Consider the following 24,240-nt stretch of genomic DNA (forward strand, 5'->3'; position numbering starts at 1 on the left):
ATGCGGTGCGCAGCATGGCGGGAGATCCTGTCGGCCCAGCTCGACGGTGAGGAGACCGCCGAGGAGCGGGTGGCGGTGCAGGCGCACCTCGACGGTTGCGCGGACTGCCGCGCCTGGCACGGGGTCGCCGCGATGGTGACCCGGCGGGCCCGGACCCGGGTGGTGACGGCCACGGCACCCGACCTGACCGAGTCGATCCTCGCCGCCGTGCCGCCACCGGCCCCCCGGCGTGCCGTGCGGTGGCCCGGTGGGCTGGTCACCGGGTTGCGGGTGGCGCTGGGCCTGCTCGGCGCGGTCCAGCTCGCCCTCGGCCTGGCCCAGGTGGGTCAGGGTGTCAACGCCGAACACCTGCACCCGGCGGGGCAGCACCTGTGGCACGAGTCGGCGGCGTGGAACGTGGCGGTGGGCGCCGGTTTCCTCTTCGTCGCGCTGCGGCGTACCCCGCCGGCCGGGTTGCTGCCGATGCTCAGCGCCTTCGTCGCCACCCTGGTCCTGCTGTCGGTCAACGACCTGGTCACCGCGCAGGTGGCGGTGCCCCGGCTGGTCAGCCACGGGTTCCTGGTCGGCGGCTACCTGATCACGGTGCTGCTGTACCGGCTGGGTCCGCGTCCGGCCGGCCCGTCGCATCCCCGGCGTACCGGCCGGTCCCGGTGGCGGTTGCGGCTCGACGACCTCGACGAGCCCCGCCCGGTCACGGCGCAGCCGTACGGGGCGCAGGCCCGGGACCGCCGGGCGGCCTGAGCCGCGCGGACCGTAAGCACCTGGCAAGGTTTCCGGCGGGTCGCGGCCGGGGTGCGCGGGGCTACGCTGGCCGGCACGAGAGGGAGGTGCCGGTGGCGCAGCGGGTGCTGGTGGTCGACGACGACCGGACGGTCAGCGACGTGGTGTGCCGCTATCTGGAGCACGCCGGCTACCAGGTGGACCACGTCGGGGACGGGGCCGCCGCGCTCGCCGCCGTGGCCGCCGCGCCACCGCAGCTCGTGGTCCTGGACGTGATGCTGCCGGTGCTCGACGGGCTGGAGGTGTGCCGGCGGCTGCGGCAGCGGCCGGACGGCGTACCCATCGTGATGTTGACCGCCCGGGGTGACGAGGCGGACCGGATCCTCGGCCTGCAACTGGGCGCGGACGACTACCTGAGCAAGCCGTTCTCCCCCCGGGAGCTGGTGCTGCGGGTCCGTTCGGTGCTGCGCCGGGCCGGCGGTGAGCCGGTCACGGCGGCGGCGCAGGTGCTCGACGACGGCGGGTTGACCGTGTCGACCGGCCCCCGGGTGGCCCGGCTGCACGGGCGGGAACTGGCCCTGACCCTGCGCGAGTTCGACCTGCTCGCCCACCTGATGCAGCATCCCACCCGGGCGCTGTCCCGGGCCGAGCTGCTGGAACGGGTCTGGGGGTGGCGGTTCGGCGACCAGTCCACGGTGACCGTGCACGTACGCCGGCTGCGGGAGAAGATCGAGGACGACCCGGCCAACCCGCGCCGTATCGTCACGGTCTGGGGCGTCGGCTACCGGTACGAGCCGGTCGATGACTGACCTGGCGCTGATCTTCGGGGCGGCCCTGGCCGCGTCGGGCGGGGTGGGGCTGCTCGGCGCGGGGGTGCTACGGCTGCTGCGCGGCCGGTCCATCACCGTGCACGTCACGGTGCTGCTGGCCATGACGGTGAGCGCGGTCGTGTCCGGGGTGGCGGTGATCGCCGAGGCGATGTTCCTCTCCCCGCACGACCTGGAGGTGGTGTTGATCACCGTCTCGGCGGCGGCGCTGGTCAGCCTCGCGGTCGGCTGGCTGTTCGCCAGGCGGCTAGCCTCGGCGGCGGTCTGGGCCGACCAGGCGCGGGCCCGGGAGCGGCGGATCGAGAAGGGCCGGCGGGACCTGGTCGCCTGGGTCTCGCACGACCTGCGGACCCCGCTGGCCGGGCTGCGGGCGATGGCGGAGGCGCTGGAGGACCGGGTGGTCGCCGACCCGGACACGGTCGACGAGTACCACCGCCGGATCCGGGTGGAGACCGACCGGATGACCCGGCTGGTCGACGACCTGTTCGAGCTGTCCCGGATCAACGCCGGGGCGCTGCGGCTGTCGCTGTCGGCGGTGCCGCTGGGTGACGTGGTCTCCGACGCACTGGCCGGCGCCGCGCCGTTGGCCGCCGCCCGCCGCATCCGGCTGGTGTCCGCCGCCTCCGGGTGGCCCACGGTGGCCGCCAGTGAACCCGAACTGAGCCGGGTGGTGGGCAACCTGCTGCTCAACGCGGTGCGGTACACGCCGGCCGACGGCACCGTACAGGTCAACGCCGGGCGCGACGGTGACGTCGCCTGGCTGGCCGTCGCCGACACCTGCGGCGGCATCCCGGAGGCGGACCTGCCCCGGCTGTTCGACGTGGCGTTCCGGGGCGAGCCGGCGCGTACCCCGCACCCGGGCAACGGGTCCCCGGCCGGCTCCGGCGGGTTGGGGCTGGCCATCGTGCGCGGGCTGGTCGAGGCGCACGGCGGCCGGGTGGACGTGCACAACGTCGCCGAGGGCTGCCGGTTCGTCGTCCGGCTGCCGCTGGCCACCGGCTGACGGCGACGCGCGGGGTCGGGGACGGTTCTGGCCGACGCCGCAGGGTCGGGGGCCGTTCAGTCGACGCCGCGAGGTCGGGGGGGCCGTTCAGTCCAGGCCGCGGGGTCGGGGGCCGTTCAGTCCAGGCCGCGGATGAGGTGCGGCTCGGCGTCCGGCTCGGACCAGTCGCACTGCCCGCGCCGGTTCGCCCGTCCCCAGGCGTCAAGGGCGGAGGGCGGCCGGTCCGCGCCCGCCGGGCGGGGAGCGGTACGGGGGCGACCGGGCCCGGGTCGGGTCTCGTCGTCGGCGTCGTCGGTCATCGTCTTCCCCATTCCGGGACGTCTCTCCTCGCGGCCCCGGCGACGGGCCGGGCGCACGTTCCTCGCTGCCCAGGTCAACGGTCGAGTCGACGGCCGGCGACGGGTGGGCCCCCGGGATCGCTTTTCCGACATCGGTCCCGAGCCGGGCGCATCGGGCCTTGGCCGCAATCATCACCGGTAAGACGAGGGGTACGCATCCGGAAAATGCAGCCGTTAGCGCCATTCGCATTGCGCGCCGTTGACCATGCATTGAGGGTGCCCTAGCATTGAGGCCAGCTGATTCGAAATAACCGCAAAGCCCTTTTTCTGCCATCCGTCCACCAGTTGCCGTCACCGCCCCGGGGGACAGCGGAGCCGGCGGGAAGCTGCATCGTTGCAGCCCAGCACCCACCATGACGCTCGCCGGGGGCACGATGGAAGACCACAGCAGCAGGGCGGTCCGGCGGGTCATCGCCGAAATGCACCGGAATCTGGGAAAGCAATTCAGCGTGGACGAAATGGCGCGAACCGCCCTGCTGAGCAAGTACCACTTCTGCCGGGTGTTCCACCGGGTGACCGGAGTGTCACCGGGGCGTTTTCTCTCGGCCATTCGATTCCAGCGCGCCAAGCACCTGTTGCTGGCCACCTCGTGGAGCGTCACGGACATCAGTCACCAGGTCGGCTACGCCAGTGTCGGCACGTTCAGCGCCCGGTTCAGCAACAGCGTGGGCCTCTCCCCCTCCAGCTTCCGGCGGCTCGGCCGCGCCACCGGGCGGGAGGACCCGGGCCGGCCGCCCGGTCCGGTCCGGACCGAACCGGCCGAGACCACCGGGCCGACGGTGCACGGGCAGGTCCGGGCGCTGCCCGGCGAGGCGCCCGACTGGGTCTTCGTGGGGCTGTTCCCGGAACGTATCCAGCAGGGCAGACCGGTCAGCTCCACCGTGTTGCCCGGCCCCGGGCCGTACCTGCTGGGTCCGGTGCCCCCGGGCACCTGGTTCGTGCTGGCCCACGCGACGCACCGGCGCCGGCCGGCCACCGGCGTCCGTCCGCTGCTGGTCGGGCACCATGGCCCGGTGACGGTCGGCGTCCCGGCCCGGTCGGCCCGGGCCGACCTCACCCTGCGCCCCATGCGCACCTTCGATCCACCGGTGGTGCACGCCGCCGACCTGCCGTCGCTGCCGCGCACCGGCTGACCGGCGGGTGCCGGCGCACCGTCGTCACGGACCGGCGGCCCGGCATCCAGCGGCGCTCAGGCGGTGGCCGGCTGTTCGGCGGGACTGGCGTAGCGGCGCGCCAGGTAGCTCTCCTGCGCCATCCGGCGCATCGCCTCGAAGGCCACTTCCGACAGCACGTTCCAGACCGCCATCGCGGTGGCGGAGTGCGCCGACTCGTACTGGAACTCGTGCGTCACGATCCGCTCCGCGCTCTCGGCGTGCTCGCTGAACAGCTCGATGTCACAGTCGGCGTCCAGTTGCTGCAACGCGGTCAGCACGTGGGCGAGGGTGTCGCGGCCCGGAGAGGCGACGTCGACCTCCCAACCGAGCCGGTCGATGAACGCGTCGACCTGGACCCGGGCCGGCCCGACGTCCGGCGTGTCGTCCTCCTCGGGCTGGTCGGGGAAGAGAGCCCAGATGGTGGCCCGGCACTGCGCGCCCAACGCCAGTGACCTGTCGTCGAGGGCGGCCAACACCCGGCGCACCGAGGACAGGCTCAGTCGCCCGATGCCGGCCAGTACCCGGATCAGCCGGAGCCGGGCGAGGTGTTCCTCGCCGTACTCCGCCTGGTTGCGTGCGGTGGGACGGCCCGGCGGCAGCAGCCGCTCCCGGATGTAGAACTTGATCGTCGGAAGTGGAACACCACTGATCCTGGCCAGATCTGAGATGCGCATCCGTCCCCCCAGGGTACCGGTGGCCACCCCCGGACGCCGCCCGCGGCGGGACTCCGCCGCCCGGCAGCGGGCGGCCCGAACGTGAACGGCGGCGGCACCGCCGTGAACAGCGGATGCCGGGAAGCGCGGCAGGTGGTGGCCGTCGACGCAGCCGCGACGACGGGGCCGGGACCGCCCCTCGGCACGACGGTGGTGTCGTGGGCAGGGCGGGTACCTCGGGCCGTACCGGCCGGGAGGGTCGCCGCGCATCCGGGACTCATCGCACCTCCCCCCAGCACGATGAGCAACCTGAAAGTTGCTCAGAGGAATAGTAACCAGCACGGCCTGCATGCCGGTTATTCGATGTTGCTGAACCACGCTTCGCTCTTGGGGTGCCGACCGCCACCTTCCCCAGCAAAGCTATTGGCATTAGCTTTTCGGCTAGCTACGCTAGCTTCATGACGGATTCCCGGCCCAGCACCCACCCACCGACCCGCTACCTGCACCGCCCGCAGGGCCGCGTCGCCTACGACCTCCAGGGCGAAGGCCCCCTCGTGGTGCTCGTCCCCGGCATGGCCGAGCTGCGCTCGTCGTACCGGTTCCTCGCCCCGGCCCTGGTCGCCGCCGGCTACACGGTGGCGACCACCGACCTGCGCGGCCACGGCGACAGCGACACCACCTTCACCTCCTACGGCGACCCCGAGACCGCCTCCGACATCAGCGCCCTGATCGACGAACTCGGCCGGCCGGCCGTCATCGTGGGCAACTCGCTGGCCGCCGGCGCCGGGGTCATCGTCGCCGCCGAGCACCCCGGGCAGGTCTGCGGGCTCGTGCTCGTCGGGCCGTTCGTCCGCAATCCCCGGCAGGCCCCCGGCATGCGGATCCTCTTGCGGGTGCTGACGTCCCCGCTCTGGGTGGCAGGTGTCTGGAAGGCCTACCTGCCCACCCTGTACGCCGGGGCCAAACCCGCCGACTTCGCCGAATACCGGGCGGCCGTCGTCGCCAAGCTCCGCCAGCCCGGCTACGGCACGGCGTTCTCCCGCACCGCGCGGCAGACCGACCACCGGTCCGCCGAGGCACGGCTGGCCGAGGTCGACACCCCGGTGCTGGTCGTCATGGGTGAGCGCGACCCCGACTTCACGGACCCGGCGGCCGAGGCGGCATGGATCGGCGCGACCCTGCGCGGCGAGGTGGTCATGGTGCCCGAGGCCGGCCACTACCCGCAGTCCCAACAGCCCGGACGGACCACCGCGGCGGTGCTCGACTTCCTCACCCGGATCACCACCCGTGCCTAGGGCCGGCCTCACCACCGACACGGTCGTCGCACGCGGCGCGCACCTGCTCGAAGCGCACCCGCAGGACGAGCTGACCCTCGCCGCGCTCGCCGGGAGCCTCGGCGTCCGCGTCCCGTCGCTCTACAAGCACGTCGACGGCCTCCCGGGACTCCGCCGGGGCATCATGCTGCGTGCCAAGGCGAACCTGGCCGCGACGCTCGCCGAGGCGTGCGTCGGCCGGGCCCGCGACGACGCGGTCCGCAGCCTCGCCACCGCCTACCGCAGGTGGGCCCGGCAGAACCCGGTGCAGTACCCGATGACCGTCCGGGCACCCGACCCCGACGACGCCGAGGACCAGCGGGTGAGCGACGCCGCCGTCCAGGTGGTCTACCGGGTGCTCGTCGGCTACCGGCTGCTCGGCGACGACGCGGTCGACGCCACCCGGCTGCTGCGTACGGTCCTGCACGGCTTCGTCAGCCTGGAGACCGCCGGCGCGTTCGCGCTCGCCGCCGACCTGGAACGCAGCTACGAACGGGCCGTCGAGAGCGTCGTGTCCGCCCTTGAGAACTGGAAGGGCCGGTGACCGTCCCGCCCGCCCGCACCCCGCCACCGGCCACCCCGGTGCCCGTCCTCTACCGCGTCGAGGGCGCGGCCGTCGCCGCGGCGGCCGTCGTCCTCGTCGTGCTGACGGGCTTCGCCTGGTGGTGGTTGTTCGCCCTGTTCCTCGTCTTCGACCTGTCGATGCTCGGCTACGCCGTCGACCACCACGTCGGCGCGATCGTCTACAACCTGGGGCACACCTACGTCGCCCCGTTCGTCCTGCTCGCCGGGTACGGCCTGGCGCACGCGCTCGACGCGACCGGGTGGACACCGCTGGCGCTCGTGGCGGCCTGCTGGTTCTTCCACATCGGCGTGGACCGGGCACTCGACTTCGGGCCGCGCCCGCTGCGCTGACCCGTCGCCGACGCCGCACCCGCACTCACCCAGGGTCACCATCTCGACGACACGCGGTGTCCACCTGCGGGACGGCGTCCGTGTCGTCCGCGAGGATGGCCGACGGGAGGCGGGCGCACGACTCGCCGGTCGGCCCGCGCACGCGGGCGTCGCGGGATGTGGCGTCCCCCGAGGGGAGCAGCGGTGACACTGTCGGACAGGCTCGCGCCGGAGGTCGGGCGGCTCCGGCTCGGCGACGAGCTGAGCGTCAACCGGTTGGGCTTCGGCACCATGCAACTGCCCGGCCCCGGCGTCTTCGGCCCCCCGGACGACCACGCGGGCGCACTGGCGGTGCTGCGCCGGGCGGTCGAGCTGGGCGTCAACTATCTCGACACCAGCGACTTCTACGGCCCGCACGTGACCAACGACCTGATCCGCGAGGCACTGCACCCGTACCCCGACGACCTGGTGATCGGCACCAAGATCGGGGTGGAGCGCGACAGGTGGGGCGACTTCGTGCCCGCCGGGGCACCCGACCAACTGCGCCGGCAGGTGCAGGAGAACCTGCGCCGGTTGGGCCGGGACCGGCTGGAACTGGTCTACCTGCGCGTCGGCGGGGACGGGCTGCTGCGTCCGGGCGACGTCCGGTTCTCCGAGTCGTTCGCCATGATGGTGCGGCTACGCGACGAGGGCCTGATCGGCGACGTCGGGCTCAGTGGCGTCACCGTCAGGCAGCTCGACCAGGCTCGGGCGACGATCCCGATCGCGGCCGTGCAGAACCGGTTCCACCTGCTCGACCGGGACTGCCTCGACGTGCTGCGGCGGTGCGCCGAGGAGGGCATCGCCTTCGTGCCGTACTTCCCGCTGGCGGCGGGGCTGCTCGGTGCGCGGCAGGGGCGGCGTCCGCTGCCGTTCGGGCCCGAGGTCAGCGCCGCGCAACGCCGTACCGTCGACGGGATCGCCGACGCGCACGGCGCGACCCGCGCGCAGGTCGCCATCGCCTGGCTGCTGGCCTACTCGCCGACCGTGCTGGTCATTCCCGGCACCAGTTCGGTACGGCACCTGGAGGAGAACATGGCCGCCGCCCGGCTGCGGCTGACCCCGGCGGACCGCGCCGCGCTCGACGCCCTGGCCTGACCCCCGCCCCCGTTCCACCCGGCTTCCCCCGACCCCCGACCCCCGACGCCCGCCGGACCGCCGCCCCCGACGCCCGCCGGACCGCGTCGATCAAGAGGTTTGCGTCAACTTTGATCTTCAAGTTGACGCAAACTTCTTGATCACCCGCGGAGGCGGGGCCAACCCGCGGAGGCGGGGCCAACCCGCGAGGGCGGGGCCAACACCGCGGAGGCGGGGTCAATCCGCGAGGGTGGGCGGGGTCAGGTGGGTGGGGCGGCGACGCTGGCCCGGTGGACCAGGGTCGGGGCGATGGTGTGCCGCTCCACCACCCCCGGGCCGGCCTCGATCTGCCGCAGCAGCATCGCCAGGCCGGCGCGGGCCACCGCGTCGAAGTCCGGCCGCACGGTGGTCAACGGCGGGATGAAGTACGCCGCCTCCGGCACGTCGTCGAAGCCGACCACGCTGATCTCGTCCGGCACCCGACGCCCGCGTTCGCTCAACGCCCGCAGCACCCCGAGCGCGAGGTGGTCGTTGGCGGCGAAGATCGCCGTCACCTCCGGCATCCGGGCCAGCATCTGCCCACAGCGGTAGCCGGACGCGGCGCTCCAGTCGGCCGACAGCACCGGCGGCACCTCCGCGCCGGCCGCCCGCAGCGCCGACCGCCAGCCCTCGACCCGCCCGGCGCTGTCGAACCAGTCCGCCGGGCCGGAGACGTGCCACACCGTGCGGTGCCCGGCGTCCAGCAGGTGCCGGGTGGCCAGCCCGGCCCCGGCCGCCTGGTCGACGGTGACCAGTGCCGCCTCCCGGGCCGGATCGCCGTCGACGGTGACCAGCGGCACGCCGTGCGGCAGGTGGTCGAGCGCCTCGTCGGCGGAGGCCACCGGGGCGATCACCACGATGCCGGCGACCCGGTGGTCGAGGTGCCGCTCCACGGCGGCGGAGATGGACCGCCGGTCGAGGGTGCTGACGCTGCCCACGCTGACCGCGAACCCCGCCGACGCGGCGGCCTGCTCCAGGGCGGCCAGCAGCGACGCCGGGCCGTAGAGGGTGCTGTTCTGGGCGACCACCCCGATCAACTGGGAGCGGCCCGTGACCAGTGCCCGCGCCGCGCGGTTCGGCCGGTAGCCCAGCTCGGCGATCGCCGCGCGGACCCGCACCCGGGTCTGTTCCCGCACGTTCGGGTGGTCGTTGAGCACCCGGGAGACCGTCTGGTGGGAGACTCCCGCGAGGCGGGCGACGTCCGTCATCGCAGGACCACGCATGGGGGTCATTATCCACCGGGCCGGCCCCGCCGGACGCCGGTGTCCACGCTGCCCGGGAACCGGAAGTTCCGGTGGCACGGGCCACCTTGCCAAGCCGGGGACAGCCTAACGATACTCATGGATGTTCCTGAGCCGGACACGATCGAGCGCCGGGCAGCCTCGATCGGCGCAGCCGCACGTCCGCGAGCCTCCGGAGGAACCCGTCCCATGAGATCCAGGATCAAACTGTTCGGCACCGCCCTGGTCGCCGCCGCGCTCACCGCGTTGGCCGCGATCGCCGCCCCCACCCCCGCCTCGGCGGCGACGCTGACCCAGGTGACCAACTTCGGGGCCAACCCGAGCAACCTGCAGATGTATCTGTACGTGCCGAACACCGTGGCGGCCCGGCCGGGCCTGCTGGTGGCGGTGCACTACTGCACCGGCAGCGGCCCCGCGTTCTACTCCGGCACCCAGTACGCCGCCCTGGCCGACCGGTACGGCTACATCGTCATCTACCCGTCGGTGACCCGCAGCAGCAAGTGCTTCGACGTCTCCTCGCCGCAGGCGCTGCGCCGCGACGGGGGCAGCGACCCGGTGGGCATCAAGTCGATGGTCGACTACGTCCGGTCCCGGTACGCCGTCGACCCGAACCGGATCTTCGCCACCGGCACCTCGTCCGGGGCGATGATGACCAACGTGCTGCTCGGCGACTATCCGGACGTGTTCGCGGCGGGCGCGGCCTTCGCCGGGGTGCCGTTCGGCTGCTTCGCCACCACCGACGGCTCGGAGTGGAACAGCCAGTGCGCCAACGGGCAGGTCACCAAGACCGCGCAGCAGTGGGGCGACCTGGTCCGTAACGCCTACCCGGGGTACACCGGCAAGCGGCCCCGGATGCAGTTGTGGCACGGCACCAACGACGAGACGCTGCGCTACCCGAACTTCGGCGAGGAGGTCAAGCAGTGGACGAACGTCCAGGGGCTGAGCCAGACGCCGACGTTCACCGACACCCCGCAGGCCGGCTACACCCGCACCCGGTACGGCGGTAGCGGCGGCACCGCGCCGGTCGAGGCGATCAGCATGCAGGGCGTCACGCACAACCTGCCGGTCGACGCCGCCCAGGCGATCCGCTTCTTCGGGCTGGACGCCCCGCCGACCACGACCCCACCGCCGACCACCACGCCGCCGCCCACCACGACCCCGCCGCCCACCACCACGCCGCCGCCCACGACGACCCCGCCGGTGCCGACGACCACGCCGCCGACGCCGTTCCCGCCCACGCCCACCACGCCGGGTCCGGGGGCCGAGTGCCGGGTCGCCTACACCGTGAACGCCTGGAACACCGGCCTGACCACCGCGATCACGATCACCACCCTCAGGGACACCGGGATCAACGGCTGGAACCTGGCGTTCACCCTCCCCGCCGGGCAGACCATCACCAGCGGCTGGAACGCGACCTACTCGCCGACCAGCGGAGCGGTCACCGCCACCAACGTCTCCTACAACGCCTCGATCCCGCCGGGCGGCTCGGTCAGCATCGGATTCCAGGCCAACCACACCGGCAACACCGCGAAACCGGCCTTCTTCACCCTCAACGGCTCCCCCTGCGCGGTCGTCTGACAGGTGCCGCCACCGGCGGTGATCAAGAGATTGGCGTCACCGGAGCCGATCCGGATGACGCAAAGCTCTTGATCACCGCTGTCCCTCCCCGTCCGGCCGGGCGGGTCGTCGCGCGGACGGGCGGGGTGGGGTGGGGTGGTTCGGTTGATGTGGGGGTACGGGCGGATCGATAGGGTGACGGTGACGGGGGGTCGCCCGGGGTCGCGGGCCGGGGTCGCCGGCCGCGCCGGGACGGGCGGTGGTGCGCAGCCCGGTGGACCAGCCGCGAGCAGACCGTGCCGTCGTCACCACCGAGCGTCCACAAGGGAGCGTCTATGCGTCTGAGTCTATCGATGAAACTGGTGCGGCACCGGTTGCCCGCGTTCGCTCTCGGCCTGGGCGCGGTCACCCTCGTCGCCACGCCCGCCGCCGCCGTGCCGGCGGTCGGCCACCCGGCGGGCCCCGCCACGGGCGTCACCTCCGCGACCGCCCGGCCCCCGGCCGCCCGCGCGGCGGGCTGGACGCCGGTGCCGGGCACGGCGCAGGCCCGCTCCGCGCCGGCCACCGCCACCTACGGTGGTGAGCTGCACGTCTTCGTGCAGGGCCCCGACGGGCAGGTACGGGTCAACCGGTACGACACCAACCCCGACTCCTGGTCCGGCTGGTCCACCGTCCCCGGTGACGCCATGGCGACCTCGGCACCGGCGGCGGCCGTCTACGGCGGGGAACTGCACCTGTTCGTGCAGTCCGACCAGAAGGTCCGCACCAACCGGTACGCCCTGGACACCGGCACCTGGTCCGGCTGGAGCACGGTCGGTGGCACCACGTCCGCGTCTTCGGCCCCGTCCGCCGCCGTCTACGGCGGCCAACTGCACCTGTTCGTCAGGGGCGCGAACGGCAAGGTCCGCACCAACCAGTACACGCTGGACACCGCCGCCTGGTCCGGCTGGGTCACCCTCGCCGGCCCGACCGGCGCCAACTCGGCCCCGTCCGCCGCCATCTACGGCGGATACCTGCACGTCTTCGTCCGGGGCACGAACGGCAACGTGCGCAGCAACACGTACTCGCTGTCCGGCACCTGGTCGGGGTGGAGCGACGTGCCCGGCACCGCCCGTGCCGCGTCCGCGCCGGCCGCCCTGGTCTACGGCGGCGGGCTGCACGTCTTCGTCCGCACCGGCGGCGACGACGTGCGCACCGCCTGGTACCTCCAGGACTCCGGCGCGTGGTCGGCGTGGAGCACGGTCGACGGTCCCGGCCCGACGATCTCCGCCCCGGCGGGAAGCGTCTACGGCGGTCTGGTGCGGCTGTTCGTCCGGGGCGCCGACGACGAGGTCTACCAGGGCCAGCCCTGACGGTCGCCACTCCCCCGCCACCCCGTCCACCGACCCGGTGGGCGGGGTGGCGTCACGTCGGGGCCGGACGGTGATGTCTAGAGTCCGGGGCATGGCTGCGCAGGGGCGACGGGCGATCGTGGTGGGTAACAGCGACGGCGTCGGGCTGGCCCTGACCCGGCAACTGGTGACGGCCGGCTGGACGGTCGCCGGGGTGTCCCGCAGCGGCAGCGACCTGACCGCCCCCGGGTACACCCACCACGTCGCCGACGTCACCGGCGACACCTACCGCACCGTGCTGGCCGGGGCGGTCGACCGGCTCGGCGGGGTGGACGTGTGCGTCTACGCGGCGGGGGTCGGTGAGTTCTTCGACCTCGGTGACCTGGCGGCGCAGACCCGGGCGCTGGAGGTCAACCTGATCGGTGCGGCGCGCACCGTGGAGGTGGTCGTGCCGGCGATGGTGGCCGGGGGCGGTGGGCACCTCGTGGGCCTGTCCAGCCTCGCCGACGCCGCCCCGTCGGCCCAGGCCCCCGGGTACGCCGCCGCCAAGGCCGGGTTGACGTCGTACCTGGTGGGGCTGCGGGGCGCGCTGCGCCCGCACGGGGTGCGGGTGACCGTCGTGCGGTTCGGGTTCGTCGACACCAAGATGGCGAAGTCGCCGGTCAAGCCGATGCTGCTCAGTGTGGAGCGGGCCGCCGACGTGGTGCGCGACTGCCTGCGTACCCGGCCGGCGGTCGTCTCCCGGCCCCGCCGGATGGCGGCGGTGGTACGGGCGGCCGGGGTCGCGGCGAGGGTGGCCGCCCGGCGGTGAGCCGTCCCGGCCGGGCGACCGGGCCCGACGGCGGCACGACACGACGCCACCCGGGCCCGCCGCCTTGAATTCGCCACGATCGTCGTGGGATTCTGATGCGTCGATGACGTGCCACGCGTGGGGCTGACAGTCGTCCAGGGCAACCGGGAGCCGCTGGGTTTCCGGGGGACGGCGACGAGCACGACGGAACGACGCCAGCACTCCCGTCCATCAGTCCCGCCCGCCGTCTCGACGCCCTCGTGGGCGACGCAACCCCGACCGGCCGGGCGGTGTGCTGTGGTGACCCCCGAAGGAACCCCGTATGAACAGAGTTTCCGCCCCACCGTCGCGTCGCGGCCCGGGGCGCGCGACGGCGCTCGCCGCGAGCCTGCTGCTCGCCACCGGTGGGCTCGCCGTGACCGGCCCGTCGCCCGCCGACGCGGCGGCCGACCCGGTGGCCGTGACCGTCAACGCCAACGCCGGGCTGGCAGGCGTGCCGGCCACCGCGTTGGGCGTCAACCACGCCATCTGGGACTCCCAGCTCGGCACGGCCGAGACGTCGGACCTGCTCAAGGCCGCCGGTGTGCGCATGATGCGCTACCCGGGCGGCTCGTACGCCGACATCTACCACTGGCGCGACCACACCGCGCCCGGCGGGTACGTCGCCCCGAACACCGACTTCGACACGTTCATGGCCGCCGCCCGGCGGGTCGGCGCGCAGCCGATGATCATCGCGAACTACGGCACCGGCTCCCCCGCCGAGGCCGCCGACTGGGTGCGCTACGCCAACGTCACCAAGGGGTACGGCGCGAAGTGGTGGACGGTCGGCAACGAGAACTACGGCAACGGGCACTACGGGTCGGCCTGGGAGGCCGACGACCACCCCGACAAGAGCGCCAGCCAGTACGCCCGGCTGGTGGTCGAGTACGCCGACGCGATGAAGGCGGTCGACCCCACGATCAAGGTCGGCGCGGTGCTGACCATGCCGGGCAACTGGCCGGACGGGATCACCGCCGGTAGTGACCCGGGCCCGTGGAACCGGACCGTGCTCTCCATCGCCGGCCCGAAGATCGACTTCGTGGACGTGCACTGGTACCCGGGTGGCACCGCCGCCGAGTCGCTTTCCCGTACGGCCCACATCGACGAGGCGGCCCACCTGCTGCGCGACCAGCTCGCCCGGTACGCGGGCCCGAACGCCGCCCGGATCGGCATCAGCTTCACCGAGCTGAACGTCGGCACCGGCCAGAACACCCAGCCGGGCGCGCTGTTCCTCGCCGACGCCTACAGTGACCTGCTGGAGAACGGCGTGTTCACGGTCCAGTGGTGGAACGTGCACAACGGCATCGGCACCGTCACCGAGGTGGCCGGGCAGACCGACTACGGCGACTTCGGGCTGCTGTCCAGCGGCACCTGCACCGCCGACAACTCGGTCTGCGAGCCGCCGCTGAACACCCCGTTCGCGCCGTACCACGGACTGTCGATGATGAACCTGTTCGCCCGGCCGGGTGACCAGTTCGTCCGGGCCGCCACCGACGAGCCGCTGGTCACCGCGCACGCCGTGCGGCGGGCCGACGGGGATCTCGCGGTGCTGCTGGTCAACAAGGACCCGGCCAACGCGCACCCGGTCACCATCGACTACGCCGGCTTCACCCCGTCGGACGCCGCGCCGACGACGTACTCGCTGACCAACGGGGCGTCCGGCGTGGTCACCGGGCAGTCGGGCAGCGCCGCCAGCCGGACCCTGCCGGCGTACTCGCTGACCACGTTGGTGCTGCGGCCGTCGTCCCCGGTCACCGCGCACCCGGCACCGCCGGGGCAGCCGACCGCGAGCGGGGTGACCGACCGGTCGGCGACGATCTCCTGGTCGCCGGCCCCGCCGAAGGGCACCCCGATCGCCAAGTACGAGGTGTACCGGCAGAACGGCACGGTCAGCGAGCAGCTCGGCGAGACGGCCGGCACCTCGTTCACCGTGGACAACCTCGTCCCCGGCACCCGGTACACGCTCAACGTGCTGACCCGGGACACCGCCGGGAAGGTGTCCTGGTCGTCGTCGCCTGTCACCTTCACCACCGCCGGCCCGGCCGACAGCGGCTGCACCGTCCGGCTCAGCACCGCCAGCGACTGGGGCAACGGCTGGGTCGGCAACGTCGAGATCGTCAACAACGGGGCGAACCCCGTCGACGGCTGGACGCTGACCTGGACCTGGCCGACGAGTTGGCAGCAGGTCAGCAGCGGCTGGAGCGCCACCTGGACGCAGACCGGGCGTACCGTGACGGTCGCCGCCACCGACGACAACCGGCGGATCGCCGCCGGTGGCAGCACCACCGCCGGCTTCGTCGGGGCCTACAGCGGCCCGAACGTCCCGCCCACCGGTTTCGTGCTCAACGGCACCCCCTGCACGGTGGGGTGACCGGGCGGGGTGGCCGCCGCAGCGGTGCTGCGGCGGCCACCCCGGGGAGCGGTCAGAGACCTGCCGCGTGGGCGGCGGGGGTGCCGCCGACCACCGGAAGAACGATCTTGCTGCTCTTCAGGGCGACCTGGATGTTCGCGGCGGTGGTGTCCGCCTGGCTGGAGTACTGCGGGTAGCTGGCCACGATGATCACGCCGATCCGGTGGCCCGGCTTGAACACGTAGTCCTCCGGCAGCAGCGGGAAGGTGAAGTTGTACGACTCCCCCACTACCAGCGGCACGGCGGTGCGGATCGACTGCCGGTTCTGGGCGTCCATGATGCCCTTGGTGACCAGCTCGTAGTCGGCCGTGGCGACCCGCTTGGCGGTCTGCTTGTAGCAGCCGTCGTCGGTCGGGCTGTTCAACCCCCAGCAGTCCTCGGTGGCCAGGGTGACGATCCCCTCACCGGAGGCGCGGTGCGCCACCCGCTCGTCGGTGCCGTAGTCGACCAGGATCGCCCCGAAGTTGGTGTCGGTCTGGTCGGCCGAGGCCCGCAGCTGCACCGTCGGCGTGCCCGAGATGTGCAGGGGCGCGGTCAGCGGCGCGGACAGGAACGCCAGCCGGTTCGGCTGCACCGTGTCCGGGTTGAGGATCATGGTGTTCTGGCTCTGGGTCCGGCTGTCCTGGAACGCGCCGGTCGCCGGCTTGGCGGTCGGCACCAGCTTCAGCCCTCCGGCCCCGGTGCTGCCGGGCTGGAGGAACACCTCGGTGTCGGCCTTGCCGGGGATCGGCCAGTCGGCGTGGGTCTCCCACACGTCGGCGGCCCGCTCCAGGTCGACCCGGGGTTCGTCCATGATGCCGTTGGCGACCCCGTGCAGCCAGAAGTCGAACCACCGGTGCAGGGTGGACACCCACACCGCACGCCGCGAGTCGAACGGGTCGACGTGTCCCTCCTGGGAGAGCCACAGCTTGCGCTGGACGTTGTTCTCCGCCAGGGCGTACCAGAACTTGCTGAAGTGGTCCGCGCGGACGTTGTCGTCGTTGAGACCGTGGTAGAGCAGCACGCTGGCGGTCATGTTGGGGACCTTCTTGACGTAGCTGCGCTCGTTCCAGAAGGCGGTGTAGTCACCGCTCTCGTCGCCGTCGGCGGCGGCCATCGCGTCGCGCACCGGCTTGCAGTAGTCCCGCCGCTCCGGGTTGGTGACCGTGTTGGCCAGCGACGCCACGTAGCTGTTGCCCCGGGTGACCACCCCGTTGCTGCGTACGTAGTCGTAGTACTCGGTGGGGCCGCTGATCGGCACCACCGTGGTCAGGCCCTTGACGCCGGTCACCGCCGTCGCCATGGCCAGCGAGCCGTCGTACGACTTGCCGATCATGCCCGACTTGCCGTTGTGCCAGTCGGCGGTGACCACCTGACCGGCGGCGTTGCGCGCGGTGGCCCGGCCGTTGAGCCAGTTGATCGCCTGCTTGGCGCTGAGGTTGTCCTGGTTGGCGTTGGTGGTGGGGCAGCCGGTGGAGTTGTTGGTGCCCACCATGTCCAGCAGGATCACCGCGTAGCCGCGCGGCACGAAGTAGTTGTCGTAGAACAGCGGCCACTTGTCGAGCAGGCCGTCGCCGTCCAGGTCGGCCTTGCACTCGGACTCGTTGCCCCGGCAGACCGTCGAGTAGTAGGGGCTGGCGTCCATGATCACCGGCACCTTGAGCCCGTTCGCGGTGGCCGCCGGTCGCATCAGGTCGAACGCGATGATGTCGCGCAGACCGTCGTTGTCGCTGTCGAAGGTGGAGTCGATGAACAGGCGTTCCCGGATGGCGTCGGCGTAGCCGAACACCGGCTGGGTGACCCCGTCCTGGACCACGATCGCCGGTTCGTCCGACGCCGCCTGCGCCCGTGGCGCCGCGCCCAGGGCGGCGAGCAGCACCGCGGACAGTACGGCCACCCCGGCGCGGAGGGGCGTTCCCATTGCAGCCATGCAGTCTCCTTGAGAGTCCCGAGACCCGGCACGCTATGGGCCGACCGACCGGCATCACCACCTGCACCTGTAGGAACTTTGCGCACGCCGCTCCGACGACACCGACGCGACGACGCCCGTCGTCCGGGTGGCGGGTGCCGGCCCGGTCAGCCCCGGTAGCCCCACTGGCGCAGCGGCTTGTCCAGCACCCGCTCCACGGCGGCGAGCTGCGCCACGCCCAACTCCTCGTGGTAGGCGGCCTGCCGCCCGGCGTGGAACCGGTAGCGTCCGAACCCCTTCTCGAACGCCGGTGACCAGTCCAGGCCGAGGAAGTCGAGCATCCGGGCCACCTCGGCGCGCGGGTCGGCGAGCAGGTCCTCGTAGCGCACGTCGAGCCACTGCCCCTCCGGGTGCGCGGCGCGGGCCTCGGCGAACGAGTCCATCAGCATCTTCCAGCCCAGCGCGGCGAGCACCGGGAACGACCTGTCGTATTCTTCCCACTCCCGCTGCAGGTCGGTCGGCAGCGGCCCGAGGAACCAGTTCTCCGGTCCGCGCCAGCCGTCCCACCAGCCCATCTGGAGCCAGGAGTTGGTCACCGCCCGACCGTCGCGGACCACGTTGACCACCCGCAGCTCCGGGTAGCCGGCCCGCAGGAACCCGGTGCGCGGCCACCCGGTCACGTGGTGCAGCAGCAGCCGGCAGCCCTGCCGTTCGATCCGGGCGTCGAAGAAGGCCCGCAGCCGCCGCCGCAGGTACGGGGTCAGGTCGTCGGCGCTCAGGTCCCGGCACGGGCGGGAGAAACCGGCCAGCACGTGCCGGTCCAGCAGGTGGTACGCCTCCGACGGGGCGACCCGCAGCCGACCCTTCTCCAGCAGCCGGCGGCTGTGCCGCAGCGACGTCATGCCCGCCGGGCGGGGCGCGGAGCGCCGGTACAGCGGGCCGTTGAACCGGCCGGCCAGGTTGAGCCGGGACAGCTTGTCGTCGACCCCGGAGACGAACCCGACCCCGGGATGCCGGGACAACAGCTCCTGCACCAGGGTCGACCCGCACCGCCCGGTGCCCACCACCACCGCCAACATCGCTCAGCCCTCCTCGTGCCCGGCCGCCGCCGACTGCCGGACCTGCGCCGACCCCCCGGACCCCACCGTCTGGCCGGAGACCACAGCCGGCCCGGACCCCACCGCCGGGCCGGGCCCCGGGCCGCCGCGCCGCCACGGGTAGCCGAACCGGCGCAGCCCCGGCGCGGTCAGCGCGGTGACCAGCGCGTACGACCGGCGGGACAGGTTGTGCCGCCACTGCACGTCGGCGGTGATCGGCACCGGACCGGTCCGGTGCCGCGACGGGTTGCCGGCCACCGAGTGCGTCGGCGTCAGCCGGACCGTCGCCGGGCCGGTGAACGGGCCGCCGTCGGGGTCCACCCCGGCGAACGCGGCGATCCGGCGCAGCGTCGCCTCCGGGTCGGCGGTCAGGTCCTCGTAGCGCACCCGCAGGTAGCCCGCCGGGGCGCGGTCGGCCCACAGCCGGACGGTGACGGTGTTCCAGACCAGCCAGAGCAGGGCGGCCTTCGCCACCGGCGGTCGGCTCATCAGCTCGGGGTCGGCGTCGCCGTCCAGCCCCCGGCGGCGACGCCAGGAGAACGCGGTGGCCCGGGGGTCGCGCACCAGGTGCAGCACCCGCAGCTCGACGCCGGGCAACGCGCCGAGCAACGCGCCGTACGGGGGCAGCTTCGACGAGTCGACCACCACCCGGGCCCCGGTGTGCCGGGCCACGGCGGCGTACAGGTCGGCCAGCGCCGCGTCGTCGGGATGCGCGGGCACCGGCCGGACGCCACGGCGGTGCCGGCGCAGCAGCGCCGGCAGGCCGCGCATCCGCAGCCGGCCGCGCAGCCCGGCGGCGATCGCGGCGGCCCGGTCGGTCGGCAGCTCCCGGCGCACCCGCTGCCACAGTGGGCAGTCCCGCAGCGGTCGGCCGCAGCCGCAGGGCCGGTTCTCCACCTCGCCGCGCTGCCACAGGTAGCGCAGTTCCCCGGCGGCGAAGACCCCGTCGTACTGACCCAGCACGGTGGTGACCAGGGTGCTGCCGCTGCGTCCGCTGCCGGCCAGGTAGAGGACCCGCACCGGGGGGTTCACACCGGCTCCCGCACGGTCCGGGCGGCGGTCGCGTAGACCTCCCGCAGCCGGGTCAGGTGCGCCTGCGGGGAGAAGTCCCGCTCCACCCGCGCCCGCCCGGCCCGCCCCATCCGGTACGCCCGCTGCGGGTCGGCCAGCACCCGGTGCAGCCCGGCGGCCAGCGCGGCCGGATCGTCGGCGGGCACCACCTCGCCGTCCACCCCCGGGGTCACCAGCTCCGGCAGGCCGCCCAGGTCGGAGGCGACCACCGGCACCCCGCAGCCGTACGCCTCCAGCACCGCCATCGGCTGGTTCTCGTTCCACCGCGACGGCACCGCCACCACCGTGGCCGAGCGGACCAGCTCGTGCAGCCGGGCCTTGTCCAGCCGGCCGTGGAACCGGACCCGGCCGGGGGCCCGTCGCCGGGCCAGCTCGGTCAGCCCGTCGCGGGCCGGGCCGTCCCCGGCGACCTCCAGCACGACGTCGTCGGGCAGCCGGGTGAGCGCCTCGATCAGCACGTCGACGCCCTTCTCGGCGGCCAGCCGACCGGCGAAGACCACCGGGCCCCCGGGTGCCGTCTTCACCGCCGTCGCGGCGACGTCGACGAAGTGCGACACCACGTGCATCCGGTCGGGGAAGACCCCGGCCCGACGCATCACGTCGGCCAGGAACCGGCTCGGGCTGACGAACGCCTGCACCGGCCCGTACGCCCGGGTGGTGCGGTGCAGCCACGACTCGACGGCGAGCAGCGAGCTGGCCCCCAGTGAACCGTCCTTGCAGCGGCGGCGGGCCGCGCGCAGCGGGCCGCCGGTCACGCAGGCGTCGCAGACCGTTCCCCGGTCGAGCATCTGGTAGCTGGGGCAGGCCAGCTTGTAGTCGTGCAGGGTCATCACCGCCGGCACCCGGGCGGCCCGCACCGCGGCCAGCACCGACGGGGAGAGCTGGTGGTAGATGTTGTGCAGGTGGACCACGTCGGGCCGGAACTCGTCGAGCACCCGGGCCAGGCCCCGCCGGCTGGCCGGCGACCAGATCATCCGGGCCGCGACCGCCGCCCGGGCGCCCGCGCCGCGTGGCGTCGGGTCCAGCTCCACGTGGGACGGGAAGTGCCTGGCGTACGGAGTGGGCGCGTCGTTGTCCGGGTGGGTCATGCCGTAGAACGCCACCTCGTCGCCGTCGCCCCGCTGCAGCTCGGCGACGTCGAGCAGGTAGCCCTCGGCGCCGCCGCGCCGGTAGAGGAACTTGTTGACGTGGAGGACACGCATCGGCCTGCTCCGGAGATGGCTGCTGGGGTCCGTCGGGGGTCGCGGGGTGGGGTGGTCGCCCCGGACAGCAGCGGTGACCAGGGGCCCCACCGTATGCAACACCGGTGTCGTGAGTCCAGCTCATGATCCCCAAGTAGCCACACGGCCCATCGCCGGCTGACCACACGGCCACGTGGTCAGCCGTGATGATCTGCCGGTACCGTGTGCCCCACCCCGCCCGACGTGCCCGAGGAGGACCCGGTGCCCCACCCCGACGAACCCTCGGCGCTGGCGTACACCGCCCGACGGGTCCGCCGGCACCTGCGCTGGGCACGCACCGAGGGCGTCCGGCGGCTGATCGAGGAGGACCGGCTCGACCCGGTCGAGCGGGCCCGCACCGCGCTGGCGAAGTGGCGCTGGCGACGGGCCCACCCCGGGCCGCCCGGCCGGGCCGTCCCGGTCTACCTGGTGGGGCTGCAACGCTCCGGCACCAACATGCTGACCCGGGGGTTGGACGCCGACCCGTCGGTGGAGGTCCGCAACGAGAACGACCGGGCCGTGTTCCACCGCTTCCGGCTGCGCCCCGACCCGGTGCTGGCCGCCGTCGTCACCCGCAGCCGGCACCGGTACGTGCTGGTCAAGCCGCTGTGCGACACGCACCGGGTGGACGAGCTGCTCGACCTGCCCGGGGTCGCGCCGGGGCGGGCGCTGTGGGCGTACCGGGACGTCGACGACCGGGCCCGCTCCGAGGTGGCGAAGTTCGGCGACGCCAACCTGCGGGCGTTGCGGGCCATCGCCGACGGCACCATCTCCGACCGCTGGCAGGGGCAGCGGCTGGACGCGTCGACCCGGGAGCTGGTCGCCGGCTTCGACTACGACCGGATGACCCCGCACACCGCCGCCGCCCTGTTCTGGTACGTGCGCAACGCGTTGTACTTCTCCCTCGGGCTGGCCGACCGGCCGGACACCCTGCTCTGCTCGTACGACGCGCTGGTCGCCGACCCGGCGGGGTACACCCGGCGGCTGTGCGCCTTCCTCGACCTGCCGTACGACCCGGCGCTGCACGCGCACGTCGGCGCGCGCACCCCGGCGCGGCCCCGGCTGGACATCGACGACCGGGTGCGGGCGCTGTGCACCGAGCTGACCGGCCGGTTGGACGCGTCGGCCGGCCGGCAGGAGGCGGTGGACCGTGGCTGAACCGCACACCCCGCTGCCCGACGCCCGGCCGGACCGGCCGCAGGGGCCGATCTTCCTGGTCGGCTGCCAGCGCTCCGGCACCACGATGCTGCGCCTGGTGCTCGACTCGCACTCCCGGGTGAGCTGCGGCCCGGAGACCCGGTTCCTGGCCGACATGCAACGCATCGTCGGGCGGGACTGGGAGCGGCTGGCCCGCTTCGGGTTCCCCCGGGAGTACTGGCTGGCCCGCATCGCCGACTTCTTCGGCGGCATCCAGGCCGACTACGCCCGGTCCCGCGGCAAGAGCCGCTGGGCCGACAAGACCCCGCTGTACGCGCTGTCCATCGACTTCCTCGCCGAGGTCTTCCCCGACGCGCAGTTCGTGCACGTCGTGCGGGACGGCCGGGACGTGGTGGTGTCGCACCGCAAGCGGTTCGGCTACTGGTCGGCGGTGAAGTGCGTGGTGAAGTGGCCGCGCTACATCCGCGTCGCCCGCGCCGCCGGGGCCCGGCTGCCGGCCGACCGCTACCACGAACTGCGCTACGAGGAGACCGTCACCGACCCGGAGAAGGCCATGCGGGGCCTGTTCGAGTTCCTCGGCGAACCCTGGGAGGCAGGCGTGCTCGACTACGACGGCAAGCAGCACGACGTGGCGGGCAAGTACACCGCCGAGGCGGAGCGACGGCGGGCCGCCGCCGGCACCGACGCCCCGATCTACGGCTCGCGGGTCGGCACCTACCGCCGCGAGCTGGACCCTTTCCTGCGGCTGCTGGTCCGGGTCTTCTCCGGTGCCACCCTGCGCGAACTGGGCTACCGGTGAACCGCCGGGCCGGATCGCCGGTGGCCCGCCGGGCCGGGCGGCGGATGCTGGTCGCCGGGGCGGTGCTGTTCGCCCTGGTCGCTTCGGCGGCCTGTTCGGACGATCCCGCCCCCGGGCCGGCCCCGTCGGCGACCGCGCCGTCGGCCGCCCCGTCGGCAGGTGCCAGCGGTACGCCGCTGCCGGCCGGTGCGCCGGTCCGCAACCCGTTCGGCGCGCACTGGGACTTCTCCCGGCACGACCAGTTCGTCCCCTACCTGGAGAAGCTCGCCGGCTCGGCGACGTACCACGAGCTGAGCTGGTGTGACATCGAGAAGACCCAGGGCAGCCCGGACTTCTCGGCGGTGGACCAGATCGCCGAACGCAGCCGTAAGCTCGGCATCACCCTGCACCTGAAGATCCGTACCGGGGTGTGCTGGGCGACCGGCGGGACGGCGAAGTTCACCCGGGGCCAGGCCAACAAGACCGAGTCGGCGATGCCGCAGGACCTGGCCGCCTACCAGAGCTTCGTCCGCTCGCTGGTGCAGCGGTACGCCCCGTACGGGGTCCGCGAGTACGCCATCGAGAACGAGGTCAACGCCCAGCAGTACTGGGCGGGCAGCCCCGAGGACTACCGCCGGCTGGTCACCGCCGCCGCCGAGGCGATCCGCGCGGCCGACCCGCAGGCCAAGGTGGTCGACTCGGGCATGAGCAGCGTCGCGTACGGGATGGGGGTCGCCGACCGGCTGCTGCGCGCCGGTCAGTCCGACCAGGCCGTCGCCGCCTACCAGGCGTACTTCCAGCGGCGGATCGGCACCCGGGGTCGGCTGATCCCGGCGGTGAACGACCCGACGGCGTTGCGTACCGCGCTGGACAACGCGCAGAACTCCCGCAACCTGGCCTACCTCGCGGTCACCGAGAAGCTGCTCGACGACCGGGTGGTCGACGTCCGGCAACTGCACTTCTACGAGCACTTCTCCGGGGTGCCGGCGCTGCTGGACTACCTGCGGGCGGAAACCCCGGCCGGGGTGCCCGTGCAGGCGTGGGAGGTCGGCCAGTTCTGGAAGGACGGCGACGACGACGCGACGGCCCGGGGCGACGAGATGGTCAAGGTGGTCAGCATGCTGGTCGCGGGGGGCGTCCGTGAGGTGCTCTGGCTGCCGCTGGCGTACAACCCGAACAACCGGGCCGGCGCGGAGGTCCGCTACGGGCTGCTCGACCCGGACGGCACCCAGCGGCAGGCCGGCGCGATGATGGCCGCCCTGGCGGCGGCGGCGCGGGACGCGACGGTCGAACCGGTGAACGCCAAGGGCCTGACCGGGGTGGCGTTCCGGCGCGGCGCGGAGAGCACCCTGGTGGTCTGGTCGACCTCCACCGGCACCGTGTCGTTGCCGGCCACGGGCGGGGTGACCGGGGGCCCGGTCGGTGCCGACCCGGCCGCCCGCGCGGGCGCGCTGCCGATCGGACCGAGTCCGGTGCTGCTGCGCGCCACCGGCACCCCGGACGCGGTCCTCGCCCCGATCCGCTGACCGGCTCCCCCGCCGCACCCGCTGCGGTGCGAGGTGCGGTGGGGCCCGGGGCAATGCGGTCGGGACACAGGGGGGTG

General features: G+C 73.5%; 22 protein-coding genes. 15 read left to right on the top strand and 7 right to left on the bottom strand.

What is annotated here, in order from left to right:
- The 3 genes from ACN268_RS07895 (at nt 1) to ACN268_RS07905 (ending at nt 2,550) form a co-directional block, all read left to right on the top strand.
- Complete coding sequence (locus ACN268_RS07895; RefSeq protein WP_421486842.1) at nt 1–741, top strand: zf-HC2 domain-containing protein; 741 nt, start codon at nt 1–3, stop codon at nt 739–741.
- Nucleotides 742–833: 92 nt separating this feature from the next.
- Nucleotides 834–1,529, top strand: coding sequence for a response regulator transcription factor (locus tag ACN268_RS07900; RefSeq protein WP_363653442.1), 696 nt, complete (start codon nt 834–836; stop codon nt 1,527–1,529).
- Nucleotides 1,522–2,550: a sensor histidine kinase gene (locus ACN268_RS07905; RefSeq protein ID WP_421482476.1), complete on the top strand. Its 1,029-nt coding sequence runs from the start codon at nt 1,522–1,524 to the stop codon at nt 2,548–2,550. Before ACN268_RS07900 ends, ACN268_RS07905 begins: the two co-directional genes overlap by 8 nt.
- Nucleotides 2,551–2,666: 116 nt before the next feature.
- Here ACN268_RS07905 and ACN268_RS07910 read toward each other — a convergent pair whose 3' ends face one another.
- Nucleotides 2,667–2,849: a hypothetical protein gene (locus tag ACN268_RS07910; protein WP_421482477.1), complete on the bottom strand. Its 183-nt coding sequence runs from the start codon at nt 2,847–2,849 to the stop codon at nt 2,667–2,669.
- Nucleotides 2,850–3,262: 413 nt separating this feature from the next.
- Between ACN268_RS07910 and ACN268_RS07915 the strand changes: the two genes are divergently transcribed.
- Nucleotides 3,263–4,021: a helix-turn-helix domain-containing protein gene (locus ACN268_RS07915; protein ID WP_421486843.1), complete on the top strand. Its 759-nt coding sequence runs from the start codon at nt 3,263–3,265 to the stop codon at nt 4,019–4,021.
- Nucleotides 4,022–4,077: 56 nt separating this feature from the next.
- Here ACN268_RS07915 and ACN268_RS07920 read toward each other — a convergent pair whose 3' ends face one another.
- Entirely contained in the window at nt 4,078–4,716 is a 639-nt protein-coding gene (locus ACN268_RS07920; RefSeq protein ID WP_421482479.1) for a MerR family transcriptional regulator, read from the bottom strand.
- 437 nt (nt 4,717–5,153) lie between these two features.
- On the opposite strand from ACN268_RS07920, the gene ACN268_RS07925 reads away from it, so the two are divergent.
- The 4 genes from ACN268_RS07925 (at nt 5,154) to ACN268_RS07940 (ending at nt 8,039) form a co-directional block, all read left to right on the top strand.
- Complete coding sequence (locus ACN268_RS07925) at nt 5,154–5,990, top strand: alpha/beta fold hydrolase (protein WP_421482480.1); 837 nt, start codon at nt 5,154–5,156, stop codon at nt 5,988–5,990.
- The gene (locus tag ACN268_RS07930) at nt 5,983–6,552 is read left to right on the top strand and encodes a TetR/AcrR family transcriptional regulator (RefSeq protein WP_421482481.1); all 570 of its coding nucleotides are present in this window, start codon (nt 5,983–5,985) and stop codon (nt 6,550–6,552) included. Before ACN268_RS07925 ends, ACN268_RS07930 begins: the two co-directional genes overlap by 8 nt.
- Complete coding sequence (locus tag ACN268_RS07935; RefSeq protein ID WP_421482482.1) at nt 6,549–6,923, top strand: DUF4260 family protein; 375 nt, start codon at nt 6,549–6,551, stop codon at nt 6,921–6,923. The genes ACN268_RS07930 and ACN268_RS07935 overlap by 4 nt, the downstream gene beginning before the upstream one ends.
- A gap of 183 nt (nt 6,924–7,106) precedes the next feature.
- Entirely contained in the window at nt 7,107–8,039 is a 933-nt protein-coding gene (locus ACN268_RS07940) for an oxidoreductase (RefSeq protein ID WP_421482483.1), read from the top strand.
- 239 nt (nt 8,040–8,278) lie between these two features.
- Here the strand turns inward: ACN268_RS07940 and ACN268_RS07945 are convergent, their stop codons facing one another.
- Entirely contained in the window at nt 8,279–9,280 is a 1,002-nt protein-coding gene (locus ACN268_RS07945) for a LacI family DNA-binding transcriptional regulator (RefSeq protein WP_421482484.1), read from the bottom strand.
- A 207-nt stretch (nt 9,281–9,487) separates the two neighbouring features.
- Between ACN268_RS07945 and ACN268_RS07950 the strand changes: the two genes are divergently transcribed.
- The 4 genes from ACN268_RS07950 (at nt 9,488) to ACN268_RS07965 (ending at nt 15,386) form a co-directional block, all read left to right on the top strand.
- Nucleotides 9,488–10,876: a PHB depolymerase family esterase gene (locus ACN268_RS07950; RefSeq protein ID WP_421482485.1), complete on the top strand. Its 1,389-nt coding sequence runs from the start codon at nt 9,488–9,490 to the stop codon at nt 10,874–10,876.
- 314 nt (nt 10,877–11,190) lie between these two features.
- The gene (locus ACN268_RS07955; protein WP_421482486.1) at nt 11,191–12,207 is read left to right on the top strand and encodes a hypothetical protein; all 1,017 of its coding nucleotides are present in this window, start codon (nt 11,191–11,193) and stop codon (nt 12,205–12,207) included.
- 91 nt (nt 12,208–12,298) lie between these two features.
- Nucleotides 12,299–12,997, top strand: coding sequence for an SDR family NAD(P)-dependent oxidoreductase (locus ACN268_RS07960; RefSeq protein WP_421482487.1), 699 nt, complete (start codon nt 12,299–12,301; stop codon nt 12,995–12,997).
- A 301-nt stretch (nt 12,998–13,298) separates the two neighbouring features.
- On the top strand, nt 13,299–15,386 hold the full coding sequence (locus tag ACN268_RS07965; protein WP_421482488.1) for a cellulose binding domain-containing protein: 2,088 nt from the start codon (nt 13,299–13,301) through the stop codon (nt 15,384–15,386).
- Nucleotides 15,387–15,438: 52 nt separating this feature from the next.
- Here the strand turns inward: ACN268_RS07965 and ACN268_RS07970 are convergent, their stop codons facing one another.
- The 4 genes from ACN268_RS07970 to ACN268_RS07985 form a co-directional block, all read right to left on the bottom strand.
- Nucleotides 15,439–17,334 carry a CocE/NonD family hydrolase gene (locus ACN268_RS07970; protein ID WP_421482489.1) on the bottom strand — a complete coding sequence of 632 codons (1,896 nt, stop codon included), beginning with the start codon at nt 17,332–17,334 and terminating at the stop codon, nt 15,439–15,441.
- A 146-nt stretch (nt 17,335–17,480) separates the two neighbouring features.
- Nucleotides 17,481–18,392: a sulfotransferase family protein gene (locus ACN268_RS07975; protein ID WP_421482490.1), complete on the bottom strand. Its 912-nt coding sequence runs from the start codon at nt 18,390–18,392 to the stop codon at nt 17,481–17,483.
- 3 nt (nt 18,393–18,395) lie between these two features.
- The gene (locus tag ACN268_RS07980) at nt 18,396–19,442 is read right to left on the bottom strand and encodes a sulfotransferase family protein (RefSeq protein ID WP_421482491.1); all 1,047 of its coding nucleotides are present in this window, start codon (nt 19,440–19,442) and stop codon (nt 18,396–18,398) included.
- Nucleotides 19,439–20,683: a glycosyltransferase gene (locus ACN268_RS07985; protein WP_421482492.1), complete on the bottom strand. Its 1,245-nt coding sequence runs from the start codon at nt 20,681–20,683 to the stop codon at nt 19,439–19,441. The genes ACN268_RS07980 and ACN268_RS07985 overlap by 4 nt, the downstream gene beginning before the upstream one ends.
- Before the next feature lie 240 nt (nt 20,684–20,923).
- Here ACN268_RS07985 and ACN268_RS07990 point away from each other — a divergent pair, with 240 nt between their 5' ends.
- Genes ACN268_RS07990 through ACN268_RS08000 form a run of 3 tightly spaced genes read left to right on the top strand, consistent with a single transcriptional unit; the run spans nt 20,924 to nt 24,163 of the window.
- Nucleotides 20,924–21,859, top strand: coding sequence for a hypothetical protein (locus ACN268_RS07990; RefSeq protein WP_421482493.1), 936 nt, complete (start codon nt 20,924–20,926; stop codon nt 21,857–21,859).
- Nucleotides 21,852–22,658 (top strand): sulfotransferase family protein, encoded by an 807-nt coding sequence (locus ACN268_RS07995; RefSeq protein ID WP_421482494.1) that lies wholly within the window; start codon nt 21,852–21,854, stop codon nt 22,656–22,658. Before ACN268_RS07990 ends, ACN268_RS07995 begins: the two co-directional genes overlap by 8 nt.
- A 20-nt stretch (nt 22,659–22,678) precedes the next feature.
- Nucleotides 22,679–24,163: a hypothetical protein gene (locus tag ACN268_RS08000; RefSeq protein WP_421482495.1), complete on the top strand. Its 1,485-nt coding sequence runs from the start codon at nt 22,679–22,681 to the stop codon at nt 24,161–24,163.
- The last annotated feature ends 77 nt before the right edge of the window (nt 24,164–24,240 follow it).

Source organism: Micromonospora sp. WMMD735 (genome assembly GCF_049178995.1).
GTDB classification, from domain to species: Bacteria; Actinomycetota; Actinomycetes; order Mycobacteriales; family Micromonosporaceae; genus Micromonospora; species Micromonospora wenchangensis.

What these genes read in the sequence shown, in the direction of transcription:
- ACN268_RS07895 (WP_421486842.1), top strand. Translation starts at nt 1, where the DNA reads ATGCGGTGCGCAGCATGGCGGGAGATCCTGTCGGCCCAGCTCGACGGT.
- ACN268_RS07905 (WP_421482476.1), top strand. Translation starts at nt 1,522, where the DNA reads ATGACTGACCTGGCGCTGATCTTCGGGGCGGCCCTGGCCGCGTCGGGC.
- ACN268_RS07910 (WP_421482477.1), bottom strand. Translation starts at nt 2,849, where the DNA reads ATGACCGACGACGCCGACGACGAGACCCGACCCGGGCCCGGTCGCCCC.
- ACN268_RS07915 (WP_421486843.1), top strand. Translation starts at nt 3,263, where the DNA reads ATGGAAGACCACAGCAGCAGGGCGGTCCGGCGGGTCATCGCCGAAATG.
- ACN268_RS07920 (WP_421482479.1), bottom strand. Translation starts at nt 4,716, where the DNA reads ATGCGCATCTCAGATCTGGCCAGGATCAGTGGTGTTCCACTTCCGACG.
- ACN268_RS07925 (WP_421482480.1), top strand. Translation starts at nt 5,154, where the DNA reads ATGACGGATTCCCGGCCCAGCACCCACCCACCGACCCGCTACCTGCAC.
- ACN268_RS07945 (WP_421482484.1), bottom strand. Translation starts at nt 9,280, where the DNA reads ATGCGTGGTCCTGCGATGACGGACGTCGCCCGCCTCGCGGGAGTCTCC.
- ACN268_RS07950 (WP_421482485.1), top strand. Translation starts at nt 9,488, where the DNA reads ATGAGATCCAGGATCAAACTGTTCGGCACCGCCCTGGTCGCCGCCGCG.
- ACN268_RS07955 (WP_421482486.1), top strand. Translation starts at nt 11,191, where the DNA reads ATGCGTCTGAGTCTATCGATGAAACTGGTGCGGCACCGGTTGCCCGCG.
- ACN268_RS07960 (WP_421482487.1), top strand. Translation starts at nt 12,299, where the DNA reads ATGGCTGCGCAGGGGCGACGGGCGATCGTGGTGGGTAACAGCGACGGC.
- ACN268_RS07965 (WP_421482488.1), top strand. Translation starts at nt 13,299, where the DNA reads ATGAACAGAGTTTCCGCCCCACCGTCGCGTCGCGGCCCGGGGCGCGCG.
- ACN268_RS07970 (WP_421482489.1), bottom strand. Translation starts at nt 17,334, where the DNA reads ATGGCTGCAATGGGAACGCCCCTCCGCGCCGGGGTGGCCGTACTGTCC.
- ACN268_RS07975 (WP_421482490.1), bottom strand. Translation starts at nt 18,392, where the DNA reads ATGTTGGCGGTGGTGGTGGGCACCGGGCGGTGCGGGTCGACCCTGGTG.
- ACN268_RS07985 (WP_421482492.1), bottom strand. Translation starts at nt 20,683, where the DNA reads ATGCGTGTCCTCCACGTCAACAAGTTCCTCTACCGGCGCGGCGGCGCC.